The sequence below is a fragment of the Peribacillus sp. RS7 genome, assembly GCF_041956845.1.
Classification (GTDB): domain Bacteria; phylum Bacillota; class Bacilli; order Bacillales; family DSM-1321; genus Peribacillus.
Window position 1 is genome coordinate 2,299,310 of record NZ_CP168135.1, and the last position, 15,014, is coordinate 2,314,323.

13 protein-coding genes are annotated in these 15,014 nt (G+C 41.3%); 8 read left to right on the forward strand and 5 right to left on the reverse strand.

What is annotated here, in order from left to right:
• Positions 1-17: 17 nt before the first annotated feature.
• Complete coding sequence (locus ACDZ29_RS11815) at positions 18-986, reverse strand: iron-hydroxamate ABC transporter substrate-binding protein (protein ID WP_375090891.1); 969 nt, start codon at positions 984-986, stop codon at positions 18-20.
• Between the two features lie 489 nt (positions 987-1,475).
• On the opposite strand from ACDZ29_RS11815, the gene ACDZ29_RS11820 reads away from it, so the two are divergent.
• The 3 genes from ACDZ29_RS11820 to ACDZ29_RS11830 all read left to right on the forward strand — a co-directional run bounded on the left by ACDZ29_RS11820 (position 1,476) and on the right by ACDZ29_RS11830 (position 4,196).
• Positions 1,476-2,345 (forward strand): alpha/beta hydrolase, encoded by an 870-nt coding sequence (locus ACDZ29_RS11820; RefSeq protein ID WP_375090892.1) that lies wholly within the window; start codon positions 1,476-1,478, stop codon positions 2,343-2,345.
• A gap of 190 nt (positions 2,346-2,535) precedes the next feature.
• Positions 2,536-2,745 carry an MbtH family NRPS accessory protein gene (locus ACDZ29_RS11825; protein ID WP_289323388.1) on the forward strand — a complete coding sequence of 70 codons (210 nt, stop codon included), beginning with the start codon at positions 2,536-2,538 and terminating at the stop codon, positions 2,743-2,745.
• 56 nt (positions 2,746-2,801) lie between these two features.
• Positions 2,802-4,196: a DHA2 family efflux MFS transporter permease subunit gene (locus ACDZ29_RS11830; RefSeq protein WP_375091133.1), complete on the forward strand. Its 1,395-nt coding sequence runs from the start codon at positions 2,802-2,804 to the stop codon at positions 4,194-4,196.
• Between the two features lie 161 nt (positions 4,197-4,357).
• Here the strand turns inward: ACDZ29_RS11830 and ACDZ29_RS11835 are convergent, their stop codons facing one another.
• Positions 4,358-6,091, reverse strand: coding sequence for an AAA family ATPase (locus tag ACDZ29_RS11835; RefSeq protein WP_375090893.1), 1,734 nt, complete (start codon positions 6,089-6,091; stop codon positions 4,358-4,360).
• 245 nt (positions 6,092-6,336) lie between these two features.
• Between ACDZ29_RS11835 and def the strand changes: the two genes are divergently transcribed.
• Positions 6,337-6,915, forward strand: a complete 579-nt coding sequence (gene def / locus ACDZ29_RS11840) for a peptide deformylase (protein ID WP_061461156.1) — start codon at positions 6,337-6,339, stop codon at positions 6,913-6,915.
• Positions 6,916-6,957: 42 nt separating this feature from the next.
• Here def and ACDZ29_RS11845 read toward each other — a convergent pair whose 3' ends face one another.
• Together ACDZ29_RS11845 and ACDZ29_RS11850 are read right to left on the reverse strand one after the other, a co-directional pair.
• Positions 6,958-7,659 (reverse strand): SGNH/GDSL hydrolase family protein, encoded by a 702-nt coding sequence (locus ACDZ29_RS11845; protein WP_289318724.1) that lies wholly within the window; start codon positions 7,657-7,659, stop codon positions 6,958-6,960.
• Between the two features lie 116 nt (positions 7,660-7,775).
• On the reverse strand, positions 7,776-9,290 hold the full coding sequence (locus tag ACDZ29_RS11850; RefSeq protein WP_375090894.1) for an MDR family MFS transporter: 1,515 nt from the start codon (positions 9,288-9,290) through the stop codon (positions 7,776-7,778).
• 129 nt (positions 9,291-9,419) lie between these two features.
• On the opposite strand from ACDZ29_RS11850, the gene ACDZ29_RS11855 reads away from it, so the two are divergent.
• The 4 genes from ACDZ29_RS11855 (at position 9,420) to ACDZ29_RS11870 (ending at position 14,062) form a co-directional block, all read left to right on the forward strand.
• On the forward strand, positions 9,420-9,899 hold the full coding sequence (locus ACDZ29_RS11855; protein WP_289323392.1) for a MarR family winged helix-turn-helix transcriptional regulator: 480 nt from the start codon (positions 9,420-9,422) through the stop codon (positions 9,897-9,899).
• 189 nt (positions 9,900-10,088) lie between these two features.
• Positions 10,089-10,934: an iron uptake system protein EfeO gene (gene efeO / locus ACDZ29_RS11860; protein ID WP_289333693.1), complete on the forward strand. Its 846-nt coding sequence runs from the start codon at positions 10,089-10,091 to the stop codon at positions 10,932-10,934.
• Positions 10,935-12,221, forward strand: coding sequence for an iron uptake transporter deferrochelatase/peroxidase subunit (gene efeB / locus ACDZ29_RS11865; RefSeq protein ID WP_370013629.1), 1,287 nt, complete (start codon positions 10,935-10,937; stop codon positions 12,219-12,221). It abuts the gene before it with no gap.
• Positions 12,222-12,307: 86 nt separating this feature from the next.
• Positions 12,308-14,062, forward strand: a complete 1,755-nt coding sequence (locus ACDZ29_RS11870; protein WP_375090895.1) for an FTR1 family protein — start codon at positions 12,308-12,310, stop codon at positions 14,060-14,062.
• Between the two features lie 42 nt (positions 14,063-14,104).
• Here the strand turns inward: ACDZ29_RS11870 and ACDZ29_RS11875 are convergent, their stop codons facing one another.
• Complete coding sequence (locus ACDZ29_RS11875; RefSeq protein WP_375090896.1) at positions 14,105-14,530, reverse strand: DUF4395 domain-containing protein; 426 nt, start codon at positions 14,528-14,530, stop codon at positions 14,105-14,107.
• Positions 14,531-15,014 lie beyond the last annotated feature (484 nt).

The following is a 15,014-nucleotide window of genomic DNA, read 5'->3' on the forward strand; positions in this document are numbered from 1 at the left end:
TCAACGCACCTTACTGTTTATTTAGCTAATTCTTCCGTGGCGGCCTTCAGGAAAGCCGTTTTACTCCAAGCCGTTCCGCCTTGAGCAAGAGGATCAACCGAGTTAACAAACACTTTATTATCTTTTACTGCCGTGATGTTCTTCCAGATCGGGTTATTTTGCAGTTCTTTTAAAGCTTCAGGCTTTTGGGCATTTTCACTTTCCGTGAATTGTAAGAAGATATAGTCCGGGTCCAGTTCCGCAAATTTTTCTAGTGAAATCATTTCTTGTGCTTTAATAGGCTTTATTTCTTCAGGGACAGTCAAGCCTAAATCTTTATATATAACTGGGTTGAAATACACATCCTCAGGATAGAGGAAGAGGCTGCCGTTCCTGATTCTCACTACTAAAGCCTTTTTATCCTTCAGTTTTTCACCAATTTCCAGTTTTGCTTTTGCGGCATCATCATTATATTTTGTAATGATTTTTTCAGCTTGATCCTTTTTACCGGAAAGGCTGGCCATTAACCGCAGGTTGTCTTCCCAGTTTGTCGAAATATGTGAATAAGGGAATGTTGGCGCCACTTTTTCCAACTTTTCCGTCACATTAGCTGGAGATTTAGAAGACCACATGATGACATCAGGTTTCATACCCAGAAGGGTTTCATAGTTCGGTTGCATTTTTTCACCGATCGACTTGGCACCTTCGAGGTCTTTCGCTAAATATTCAGGTATTTCTCCACCTACAGTAACAACACCAGAAGGTTTAATCCCTAATATCGCTGCATCTTCCATTGATTCCAAACTCGCAGTTGCAATATTGGTCACCTTGGATGGAATTGTATATTCTTTATCCAGATAGGATATGGTCTGTGTTTCTTTTTTAGCAGAATCCGTCACTTTGCTTTTTTCTGAAGCATCGCTTGAAGTCTTTTCGGCATTGCCACAAGCGCCGAGTCCTAAACTGAATACTGTTGCCATACCAAGTACGAATAATTTCTTTTTCATTAGTCGATTCCCCTTATTAGATTTATAGAATATAAATTTATCGCTTCTTCACGGTTCCCACAGTTAAATCTTTATTTGTTAAGATTGATTTTTTCACTTCCTTTACCAGCTAGGTTGCAAAATAAAGATACAATATTTTCATGTAGTATTTGATAACGATTATCATTATCACTTGGGCGTGCTATTAAATATATAATTAATTTTCTTTTATTTCAAGAATAATTTTCCAAAGTAATGTTTTAGGATATTTCAAAAGGGCATGAAAACCAGGGTAAAAAGGGAAGAGAAAGCTCCTTTTTGTAAAATGATAGGAAAAAATTATCGGTGTATGGTTGATATATTCATTGAGAAAGATTATCATTATCGATGTCGTGGTAATCTTTCTCAATTACATTCTTTTAAACTAGGCTGATATTAAGAGATTAAATCACTTGAGAAGTGAAAAATGAATAAAATTACTAGTATTAGAGGTTGGGGGAATTCATTTAGATGATGCATCAAAAAGTGGACAAAAGCGTAATGGATAAAACTACTGCCAGTACAGAGGTTGCGATCAAAGGAACCCAACAGTTTCTCATGGAGTCGAGTACTGGGAAACGTGAGTACCAAATCTTTGTATCAAAGCCATTGGAAGAGCCGCCACCCTCGGGATATCCAGTCATTTATTTGCTGGATGCCAATTCTGTATTTGGAACGATGGTTGAGGCGGTACGATTGCAATCTCGCCGGCCGGAAAAGTCAGGGGTGGTTCCCGCCATCATTGTGGGTATTGGGTATGCCACCAATGCACCATTTTCTTCTGAACGTTATTATGATTTCACTCTGCCCGTTGCGGTTAGCGAGTTACCTGTAAGACCAGACGGAAGTCCATGGCCTTCGCATGGAGGAGCGGAAAACTTTCTGAAATTCATAGAAGAGGATTTAAAACCGGAAATCGGTAAAAGATTTAAGGCCGATCACAATAGCCAAACGCTCTTCGGGCATTCCCTTGGTGGCCTTTTCACTTTATATGTTCTTTTTGAAAATCCGTATGCTTTCCAAACATATATAGCTGGGAGCCCATCTCTCCATTGGAACAAAAAGTGGTTCCGTGAGGAGGAGGATAGGTTTCTTTTCCGATTGAATCAAGGAAATGGTCATATTTCCTTATTGCTTGGCGTGGGGGAGCTGGAAGGCACCCATAAAAGCGGCATGAACGAAAATGCTTTGGAATTATCAAAAAGATTATCTTTGAAGGATAGCGGAGTGAATGTTCAATTCAAGGAGTTTGAAGGGGAAGGGCATCTTTCAGTCTTGCCACCTTTGATTAACAGGGCCTTACGTTTTGCTTTGAAGAGAAATGTACCTTGTAAGGAATAGGTCCTTCTCAGTAAATCCATGGAAGGCACTTGACCATTAAGTTATAAATAGATATCATAACCTGTAGACTACAGTTGATAATGATTATCATTATTAGTTGTAAATGCAGCGTGCTGAAATTGGCTAGGAGATTGCTAACAAACATTCACTATCAAGAATTTGAAAAAATTATGAAGGAGGACAATAACTGATGACCAACCGTTTCGTGAATGAAAATGGCATCTACAATGAATTTATAAATGAAGAAGGTCGGCATTCCATTTGGCCCGAATTTTTGGTTATTCCAGAAGGCTGGTCCGTGATATATCGAGAGGATTGCTGGAAATGCATCAACAAAAAATGGATGGATTTGCTGCCCAATAGTTTAAAACTAGTTGCCAGCAGTGATGGAACACAGTGAAATCCAAGATACAGTTAGACCCTAAAATAGTAGTGAGCATCGTTTATGTCATAGCGATGTTCATGGTTTCGATGGACGGGACGATTGTCAATGTGATCCTGCCAACGATCAGTAATGAATTTAACCTTGATCCCTCTTCAGCCAGTGGCATTAATGTTGGATATTTAGTAAGCCTGGCTGTATTCCTTCCGGTAGCTGGTTGGCTTGGGGATCGTTTTGGAACCAAGAAAATCTTCTTGATGGCATTGGGTGTCTTTACGGCAGCCTCCTTTTTATGCGGATTCGCTAATAATCTACAAACCTTGAACTTGTTCAGGGTTTTGCAGGGGGCAGGAGGCGGGATCCTGACACCAGTTGGAATGGCCATATTATTTAGAACGTTCTCTGCTGAAGAACGCCCAAAGGTTTCCCGTTCCCTTGTGCTCCCCATTGCATTCGCACCAGCTGTTGGTCCGATTGTTGGTGGATTCCTTGCTGAGCAGCTGTCTTGGCGTTGGGCATTTTATATAAATGTGCCTTTCGGAATTATGGTCCTTTTATTAGGTGTATGGCTTTTAAAAGAACATAAAGAGCCAACTGCTGGCAGGTTGGACCTTCCAGGATTTTTAATGTCAGCTGCAGGCTTTTCCATGTTGATGTATGCAATGAGCTTAGGACCATCTAAAGGATGGGACTCCCCAGTGATTATGTATACAGGTTGTATCGGTGTAATTCTTGTTTGCTCATTTATTCTATTGGAGCTGCGTGTTAACGAACCGATGCTTGATTTGCGTTTATTATCCGATCGATTGTTTCGGACATTGGGCATCATTTCATTATTTTCAATGGCGGGCTTATTGGGGATGCTCTTCGTGTTCCCGTTAATGTATCAAAGTTCGCTTCATGTTTCGGCTTTAGAAAGCGGGCTGACGACTTTCCCGGAAGCTATAGGTTTGATGGTGGCCTCCCGGATGATGCCTTGGACTACGAAGAAACTGGGCATACATCAGGTGATCCGGATAGGGCTGCTTGGCACAATCATCATTTATACATTGATTAGCATTGTCGGGCCGACAGCCAACCCCTGGTTTCTTCGTGCCTTATTATTTAGCGTCGGTATATGTTTGGGACATACTGTTGTGGCCGTACAGTTTTCCACTTTCACCAATATCAACTCGGCTTCGATGGGAATGGCGGCTACATTGTTCAATGTCCAAAACCGGATTGGCTCTGCCATTGGTGTAGCCATCCTAGCCAGCATTCTGGGGGCAGTGGGCACTAGCTCGATAGGACCGAATGGGGAGCAGCATGTTAATTTAATTTCCTATCAATTTGCTCTCCTCGGTTCTGTAGCTTTGCTCGTCATAGCCCTATTATTTGCGATGCGTTTGAAAAAGGATGATTTTAAGGCCAAGATACCGAAACAGCATATGGCTAAATCCCTTGATGTAAAACAGGTGAGAAGCGGATAACGGTGATTTTGCCAGTGACCTCCCTTTCATTTTTCTAGCCAGGAAAGGGACTGCCTACATAATATTAATTAAAGATTGGCTTTGCGGCTCACTACCATATATAAAAAAGAGCCTGTTCGATTCGAACAGGCTCTAAACATAATATTAGTCTTTTAAACACGTTATGCATTCGAGCATATGGTGGTTATTTCTGAAGCATCAACGATACGCTGAACTTCTGATCCCTCGAGTGTCTCTTTTTTCAATAACTCTTCAACGAGCTCTTCATACTGTTGGCGATTCGAATCAATCAACATTTCCGTTTCCTGAATCGCTTTAGTGAATAATTCCTGCATCCTTTGCTCTCTCTCGCCTTTATTAAAGGTGAGGGTAAATCCGTCTTGAAGCATTCCGGTATCGACCATTTGTTCAAGTAGATGTTTCGCCTGTTGGACATCTCCGCCTACACCGATGCTGTGTTCCCCTAAATACATTCTTTCAGCCACACCACCTGCTAAGATCATTTTGACTTGATCAAGCAATTCACTGGCGGTTGCCAGATGGAGTTCTTTTGGTATAGGCGCTACATATCCAAGGGCTTCCCCACGAGGAATGATGGTCGCCTTTCGAACGGAACCTGGCTTTGTCAGAGCTGCAATCAGGGCATGTCCACTTTCATGGATGGCCACACGCCGCTTCGTATCCACATCATTCAAGGTACGTGATGTGGCTCCAAGAATCGTACGGTCAATGGCATAGTCAATATCCTGTTTACGAATCATTTCCTGTTCATTCCTCAGGGCATGACGTGAGGCTGTATCGAATAGAGAACTTAAGTCAGCACCGGAGAAGCCGGAAGTACTTTCAGCCAATTCATCCAATGATGAAAGTACATCTGTTGCTAGACGCTTTCCCTTCGTATGGATATTGATGATTTCCTTTCTTCCTTGGGTATCTGGAAGTGGAACTTGGAAAGAGAAATCTATCCTGCCCGGACGTAGAAATGCCTCATCGAGCATATCTTTCCGGTTGGTCGCTGCAATGAATAAAATGCCTTCGTTTGGATGGCCTCCATCCAATTGCACAAGCAGTTCAGTTAACGTTTTTTCGCCTTCTTCGCCGCCATGAGCTTTCCTTTTACCAGCCAACGCGTCCACTTCATCGATGAATATGACAGCAGGCGATTGCTTACGTGCATTTTGGAAAAGGCTGCGGACACGGGCTGCACCGACTCCAACAAACATTTCGTTGAAGGCTGAACCGCTCGTCGAGAAGAAATTTGCACCAAGCTCTTTTGCAATTGCCTGTGCAAGCAACGTTTTCCCCGTTCCTGGGGGGCCGTATAATAAAATGCCTTGAGGCGGCTTAATTCCAATTTTAGCTGAACGTTCAGGTTCCTTTAGTGTAGTGAGTGTCTGTAGGATTTCCTGTTTGATTTCGGTTTGCAAACCGCCTACATCATCCATGGTTATCTCTGGTAGAGGCTTAGGGCTGGAAAGGCTTTGTTTCTTGCTGCCGACCCGTAATCCGCCTTTTGATCTTTTCTGTATAATTACAGCGGTTGCGACGAGAGCTGCCATTAATCCGCCTAAAATCCATAATGCTGATTTATTAGTTGATGAAAAAGAATATTGAACGTTATAAGTTTCGACAAGTTTATTGATCATTTGACTGTTGGGAGGGATATTAGAAACGTATTCTCCATCTGGTGTGGAGATGTGAAGAGTGCCATTCTTTTTTTCTTCAATGGTGACAAGGGCTCCATTTTGAGCTTTAATCGTCTTTTCTACGGAAGAAAAAGGAATGACCATATCCTTTGACTGAGTAACAACATACCAACTGATTCCAGCAATTATCACAATGAAAGCCGTCAAGAACGGCAGTAACTTCGAAACTAATTTAGAGTTAGAGTTCAATATTTCATCTCCTTTAAGAGTATATATCCAGTATAAAATTTTTAAACGTGTAATCTATAGGTCTTTATACCTTAAAATTTAGGTAAATAATGTTAAAATCTAAAAATACCATTTATTATGAAAATTCAAAGGATAAAGTCCGATGTTTATCTAACCTGCATATTAGACTTTTTAAATGCGAAATGCTAAAGTGAAATGGTCTAAGTCATGAAAAAATAAAATGGTAGAAGAGTGTGTGAAGTTCTATGAGTAAATTTATAAAAGACTATATGATTACGATGAAGGATATCGTTAGAGAAGGAGATCCAATTCTGCGTCAGGTAACGGATGAAGTCAGCCTGCCGATTTCGGATGAAGATCGTGAAACGTTGGAATGCATGATGCAATACCTGAAAAATAGCCAGGACCCAAAACTCCAAAAGAAGTACAATTTGCGTGAAGGCGTTGGGTTGTCTGCCAATCAGATAGGCTTGAATAAACGCATGTTCGTCATGTATTTTCCAGACGAAAAGGGGAAGCTGTTTGAATATGCCCTTGTGAATCCGAAAATTATCAGTCATTCTGCGACAATGATCTATTTACCTCAAAGTGAAGGCTGCCTTTCTGTCGACCGTGATATTAAAGGATATGTACCGCGTTATGAACGAGTTAAAATTAAAGCGGTGGATGGTAATGGTGAGGAAATAGAGATGCGGCTGAAGGGCTTTGCTGCAATCGTGTTTCAACATGAGTTAGATCATTTAAACGGGATGATGTTTTATGACCGGATCAATACCGAGAACCCTTTCAAGCTCCCGGAAAACGTGGAAGTGAAAAGTCTGTAAAACCCAAAAAGGCAAAGCGCCATGCTTTGCCTTTTTACTGTTTTAAGGCTGAGGAAGTATTTCCTCTGCCATATGCTTCTGTAAATCACTGAATATGGCCATGCTCATTTGCTGGTACCCTTCGGAAGTGAGGTGGATGCCATCATCGCTAATCAAGCGATCCAAGTCGCCGGAGGATTTAATATAGGAACGGACATCAATCAAAGGCACCTTTAGTTCCTCTGCAAGGTTTTTCAATTGGCGATTATACATCCCATGCCAATGTTCAATACCGCCGACATGTGAAACGAAATGCCCGATCGAATGACCGAACTTATCAGCGATAGCTCTGTAATACCTGGCAGGATCCAGCGGTGGGAGAGTTAAAAGGAAAGGTGTTACATGCTTGTCCTGAACCTGCTTGACAAGTTGTGTGATATTTTCCAGATAGCGTTCGATTGGAACGATAGGCTCATGGTCACCTTCTGGATTCTTAGCTACTTCGTCCCAATGGAAGTTACAGTCGTTTCCACCGACCTCTATTAATACGATATCGGGATTTTCCGACATGACGTCTTTCTCGATCCGGCTAACCAACAGGTCGGAATTGTCATTGAAAACCCCTTTATTCAATACTTCCACGAATGGCAAAGATTCTGTTAGCTTAGCTAAAGAGTTCGGATAATTTTCTTTAATAATGCGAAGGCGGCCCTTAACATAAGAAATGCCTCTGGTTAAACTGTCTCCAAAACATACGATCTTCAAACTTCTCACCTCGGTATGTGAATGTGTTACTTATATTTTAGTAGTGGAATGATTTTTCGGCAAACTTTACCTCCTATATAGAAAAACAAAAAGCGCTGGAATTCCAGCGCTTTTATTTATTGTAATGATTCCTCTTTCGAAGGTGTTTCCACTCTTGTTTTTCCCATAAAGAACACAGTGATTGCTGCAAGACCGATCGGAATGAGAGCCAAGGTGAATATCAATGATATCGAATCGGACATCGCATGAACGATTTTATCCAGGATAAAGTCCGGAATCTCGGCACGTGCGTCCGATTGGAAGAGCTGTCGTGGGTCCTCCATCAACCCGGCTATATCCGGACCCCTTTGCATTCCTTTAAACGCATCCGTCATTTTACTTGTGAATACATTGTTCTGAATCGCTCCATAAATCGTTACACCGAGTGTCATCCCAAAAGAACGGAGGAATGAGTTTGTTGAGTTGGCCGACCCCCGGAATCTAGGTTCCAAGTTGTGAATGGACGCAATAGGCAAAAGGGAGAAGGAAAAGCCCATGCCAAACCCAGTCAAAATCATGTACAAAGTTAATAAAGTCCTGCTGGTATCAGGGGTGATGGTCCCTAATAAAAGCATACCTGCAAAATAACAGATGACGGAAATCGTCATTAAGTTGCGAAAGCTTGTCTTTGTATTGAATATCCCGCCAACTGCACTGCCGAATACAGAACCAAGCATCATGGGAGTTAGGATCAATCCGGCATTTGTTGCGGAACCACCGTAAACTGCCTGCACGAAAATCGGAATATAGACGGTTAAAATAATGAATGTACCGCCATAAAGAATGGCTAAAATCTGAGAAGTGGCAAATAATCGCCTTTTAAATAGCCATAATGAAATGATTGGATCTTTAGCTCTTTTTTCGAAAAAGAAAAATGAAACGAAGAAAACCACAAAACTGGCAAACAGACCTATGATAGGAGAGGAACTCCAGCCATACTCCCCGCCTAGTTCGAGAGCGAACATTAAGCTGATAACCGCAATGACGAGAGTTGCTGCGCCACCCCAATCAATTTTTTGCTCTTGGGTGTTGGGTGACTCCTTGTAATAATTCCAGATGAAAAATAAAGAAATGATCCCAATCGGAACATTGACGTAGAAAATCCAGTGCCAGCTGGAGTATTCAGTAATATATGCACCTAAAAGTGGTCCCAATACGCTTGATGCTCCAAATACAGCGCCGAATAGGCCCGTTAATTTTCCGCGTTTTTCAGGTGGGAAAATATCAAAAATGATCGTAAAGGCTATAGGCATCAAAGCGCCTCCGCCTATCCCTTGGATTGCACGGAAGATACTTAACTGCACGATGCTCTGAGCCATGCCACATAAAGCGGAACCGATTAAAAAGACTATAAGTCCAAAAATAAAAAACCTCTTTCTTCCATACATGTCGGAAAGCTTTCCGAATATCGGCATACTTGCCATCGTAGCGACCATATAGGCAGATGTCACCCATACAAACTTATCGAATCCACCTAAATCAGAAACGATCGTTCCCATTGCAGTCGCAACAATCGTATTATCCATTGCTGACATCAAGATACCCAATAGTAAACCGGCAACAATGAATTTTTGTTTTTTTTGAACGTTCATTTATTTTCCTCCTTCGTATCAACCAGCTCATGAATTCCCTTTACATGGTTGAAGGGTAAACGTTAAGATGAAACAAAACATTTATCTTGAAAATCAAGATAAATTTAAGTGTAAAAGGGGTGGCATTTTATGTCAAGCGTTAATAGGGTGAATGCAGCACTGTTAGAGAGTTTAACACACAGATTGCAGCGGTATGGAATGAGATCCGTTTTATTTCAACAAAATATGGCCCATAAAATAGGGGTGTCCCATACGGACTTAAAGAGTGCTGAAATATTGAATGAAACAGGACCGATTACCGCTGGTGAATTATCCAAAATTACAGGATTGAGCACGGGATCGGTTACAGCACTGATCAATCGCCTTGAGAAATCCGGTTATGTTAAAAGAGAACGAGATCAATTGGACGGAAGACGGGTAATGATTGCACCGATACCCGAAAGGCAGGAACAGATTAAATCGCACTATCAATCGCTCTCTATGGCCACCAAGGAGTTATGCTCCGCTTATAATGAGCAAGAGCTAATATTGATCAATCAATTTGTGGAGGATATCACAAAAATCATGGACAAAGAAAATGACAAGTTAATGAGTGAGCGTGAAAGGTAGCTGATATGTAGGCTGCCTTTTTTATTTTTAGCCAGCTGGGAGCTACTTATCCTACGAAAGCAAAAGGGATATAGTTGAATTTTTATAAAGAGAATGAATTTGTCACGTTTCCATTAAAATATATATTGATAATGATTATCAGTATCTGCTAATATGAATCTACAAATCATTTCAAAGGGAGAATACAAAATGAAGAAAGCAAAGGCGTCATTAGCAGTCTTACTATCAACCAGCCTATTATTTGGCTGTGCGCAGGAAAAGGAAGAAGCCAAGCCGGCTGACGATAACGCCAAAGAAGCTAGTGCGAGTAAGCTTGATGATGTATCTAGCGAGTACCGGGAATATGCGATTGGTGAAATAGAAGAGTTCGTGAACGCAACGGAAGAATTCACTACGGCAGTATCTTCCGGTGATATTGAAAAAGCGAAGGAGATATACGCACCAGCCCGCATGCATTATGAGAGAGCGGAACCCATCGCTGAAGTATTTGGGGATCTTGATCCCAAAATCGATGCGCGTGAAGGGGATGTCAAAGATGCAGAATGGGGCGGTTATCATCGGATTGAAATGGGGCTATGGCAAGAAAATACAACAAAGGGATACGAAAAGTATGCAGATCAATTAATGAGTGATGTCAATTTGCTTCGAGCCAAAGTTGAAACGGTTAAGGTAACACCTGATTTGTTGATCACGGGTGCGGTGGATTTATTGAATGAAGTTTCTACCAGTAAGGTTACAGGAGAAGAGGACCGATACTCCCATACCGATTTATATGATTTCGTTGCAAATGTTGAAGGTGCAGAAAAGATCTATGAACTGCTTACTCCTGCGCTAAAAGAAAAGGATGCGAAGCTTGCTGCGGAAATCCAACAACGTTTTGACGATGTATACGGTTTGCTTGAAAAGCATAAAGATGGGAATGGCTACATCTCATATACGGATTTAAAAGAATCTGAAGTCAAAGAGTTAAGCCAAGCAATTGATGCATTAGCTGAACCACTTTCGCAAATAGGGATTGTAACGGAGGAATCATAATTGAAAGAAAATACGCCGAAAGATGCAACCGGGCTTTTTACAAAAAAGGTGAGTCGTCGAAATGTGTTGAAAACGGCAGGGGTCGGTGGAATCGGAGTCGTGATAGGAGCATCTGGATTTGGAGGGCTGCTTTCTCTTACTGAACAAGAGGCAAAGGGACAAACTAAGGATATTGTTCCTTTTTATGGAGCGCATCAAGCTGGTATCACCACTGAAGCGCAAGATAACCTTTATTTCGCATCATTGGAAGTAACCACAGAAAAAAGGTCCGACTTAATCCAGTTGTTTAAAGATTGGACAGAGGCTGCGGCTCAGATGACAGCGGGAAATTTGATTGGTGAAGCATCTCTTAATACGAATATGCCCCCAAAAGATACGGGGGAAGCGAAAGAATTATCACCTTCCAATTTAACGATCACTTTTGGAGTGGGTCCGACCCTATTTTCGAAGGATGGCAAAGATCGATTTGGCTTGAAATCGAAAAGACCTGCTGAATTAAAGGACCTGCCCAAATTCCCTTTAGATGCGTTAGAAGATGAATGGAGCGGCGGGGATATTTGTATTCAAGCATGTGCAGATGATCTTCAAGTGGCTTTTCATGCCGTTCGGAACTTAGTGAGAATCGGAAGAGGCAAAACGATCATTCATTGGGCACAGACAGGGTTTCAACGTACTAAGCAAGCCGATACACAAAAAACGACACCGCGGAACTTATTCGGGTTTAAGGATGGGACTGTCAATCCGGATACGAATAATGACAGTGAAATGAATGAGCATGTCTGGGTGAAGGCTGAGGACGGACCTGACTGGCTTGTTGGAGGCAGTTACATGGTGGTGCGCCGAATCCAGATGTACATTGAAGTTTGGGACCGCACAATATTGAAAGAACAAGAAAATACGTTTGGCCGCCATCGAGACAGTGGAGCTCCACTAGGAATGAAGAATGAGTTTGATAGCGTTGATCTGAAAGCTAAAGACCCAAATGGAAATCGGATCATTCCAGAAGATTCGCATATGAGTCTATCCAGGGGGGACGGAAAAGCAAAGATACTGCGGCGTCCCTATTCATATGCAGATGGAATGGATCCCAAAACAGGAAGCTTCAATGCCGGCCTGCTATTCATTTGTTATCAGCGAAACCCAAGTAAACAATTCATTCCCATACAGGAGCGACTGGCGAAAAATGATAAGCTCAACGAATATATCGTTCACAGGGGCAGTGCCATGTTCGCTTGTTTACCAGGCGTGAAAAAGAGTGGCTATATTGGCGATTCCCTTTTTGGCTAAATTGAATTACAAATGAGGACATGAAAATCGCCAGCATGGATATTATCCGGTTGGCGATTTTAGTTCATGAATAAGGAGGTACCAGTATGACCGTTTCTAGATGGAAGAGTGGGATATTGGTTTTAGTCGTCAGCCTTTTATTTCTTTCAACTGATATAAGGATGGTTGCGGCGGGTGAAAACCATGATCAGCTTTTTGTTTATATCGGCGATAGTTTAATGAAGGTAAAATCAGGCGACCTTGAGGAAGTATCGAAAAATATTGATCTATTCGAGCAAGATTGGAAAACGATAAAAACGGACAGCGAGAGTGCGAGGAAAGTCGACGAGAAGCTATCCGCTGTAAAAAGTGCTGTGAGCGACCAAGCCTCCACAGATGAAATCAAAAAGCGATTATCGGCATTATCAAGTACTCTTGTTATTTATGATACAAACGAAAACCCTGTTGATAATACGGACTATAAAGAACGGTTAGAAGCAATACTTCCTTTAATAGATAAGTTGGAAGCTTTGATAAATGAAGGTGACTTTGATCAAGCTAAAGTTCAATATACCAATCTCCTGAATCAATGGACCGATGCAGAGGTCATTGTCAGGGAGAAAAGTGTTGCTACATATGGTGAGTTTGAAACGAAAATGGCCTTTGTGCGGATAGCGATTACCCAAGACCCACCTGATCCGGAAAAAGCCCAAAGAAATCTAACTGAATTGAAGGGTCTAATCGAGGATTTCCTTGCTGGTAAAGTTGAAGTAGGAAGCCAGAAGAACACATATTCACTTGTGGATGTAACAGAACTTTTACAAGGAAGTGCAACGGATATTGAAAAGGATGAAATCGATTCTGCCGTTGATAAGCTAAATGAAATCTTAACAATTTGGCCTAATGTAGAAGGGGAGGTTTCCACAAGGGACAGCAAGCTTTACAGCGATATGGAAACGAAAGTCCCGACCGCAATCAGCCTATTGCAATCGAAAAAGGTAAAGGCGAATGAAGCAAAGGGAATCGTATCCGATTTAAACACAAGGTTACTCCCTTTAATTGAGGATACGGGTTATACAACATGGGATGCAGCTCTGATCCTTTTACGGGAAGGGTTGGAAGCACTCTTGATTGTAGCTACATTGCTGTCTTTCCTAAAGAAAATCGGGCAAGCGGACAAACAAAAATGGATTTGGACAGGGGGTGGTGCGGGTTTAGTTGCCAGTTGCATATTGGCAATCATAATCAATATCGTTTTCTCCCAGATCACGGCTGCGTCAAGCCGGGAATATATTGAGGGAATCACTGGAATAATAGCAGTATCTATGATGTTGACAATTGGCCTTTGGCTTCATAGTAAATCGAATGTTCATGCATGGAACCGGTATATCGGCAAGCAAATGAACCAAGCCATTGCGACGGGAAGCATCATCTCTTTCGCTTTAATCAGTTTTCTGTCGATATTCCGTGAAGGTGCGGAGACCATTATCTTTTATGCTGGAATGGCTCCTTATATGGAATTAAAGCAGCTGTTGAGCGGAATTTTCCTTGCCTTCCTCATTTTAGTGGTAATTGGTTTCATCATGCTGCGCTACAGTGTGAAATTACCGATGACCCTATTCTTTAAAGTTGCAACGATATTCATATATGCCTTGGCTTTCAAGATTCTTGGAGTCTCTATCCATTCACTTCAGGTTTCGCAAGTTATACAGACAAATACGATCAGCACCTTCCCGTTTGTAGAAACGATAGGTCTTTATCCAACAATGGAAACGCTGGTGCCGCAAGCTGTTTTAATTTTATTGATCGCATTGGCCACTATTTGGGTTAAAAAGAGTAATTCCTTACGTGCAACCGAATAATAAAATGGGACTGACGCTAGTCAGTCCCATTATGTGCACTTTTTAGCGAAGAGATCGGCGATAGGAATATTGCTTCCATTGATAAAGGATAAAGCAGCCGATGCAGAATCCTAGAATGGCTATGAGAGATGCCATTCCGACCATCAAAGTGAATATATAACCGATAACATTCAAACCCAGTAAAAAAGAAGTCAATCCAAGTCCTAAGCAAACGACTGCAATGGCCTGGTTGAATTGTTGCTGTGAATGATCTTCAGGAATATAATCGGAGGGCTTCTTTTTCAGAAATAGCTTTGCGAGACGCATGACTGGATTGAAATTAAAGAAAAGACCTAAAAGTCCCGCTGCTAAAGGAATCGCTAAGATCCATATTTGTCCCGTTAATAAGGCAGTGGCTACGCTTAACAAAATGATCCATTGATTCGTACGTACTAAGGGACGGGGAATAGTTCGAATTTCACTCGTCATCAAATACCAACCTTCCTGATATGTTTTATTACAGTTTATCCTTATTTTAATTAGTTGTGAAGAGGGATGCTAATTAAAACAAGTGAAGATCCAAAGACTCTTCTTATTAATAATTATTTTAATTTAGTATTGATTATAATATCAAAGTAATATAATATGTATAATAAGAAGTTAAAGTGAGGTGGACAGTATATATGGTAGCAAAAGTCTGTGAAACATGCGGAACACCAATAAAAAAGCTGAAGCATTCTTCCCTATGCCAATGCGGTCCTAAGATATTGAGCAATCAATTCTCAGTTAAAACAAAAAAATAGAATGATGATTAAATCATAAATTAAACCGATTATTCAATTAATCGGTTTTTGTTTTTCCAATGAAGGGTAAAGATGAGAATATCCTTTTATCCAATAATATATATTTTTCATTTCTATAAAAATGATGTACGATTAGGGAATAGAATAAAACGTCATGGCGGAAAAGGCAT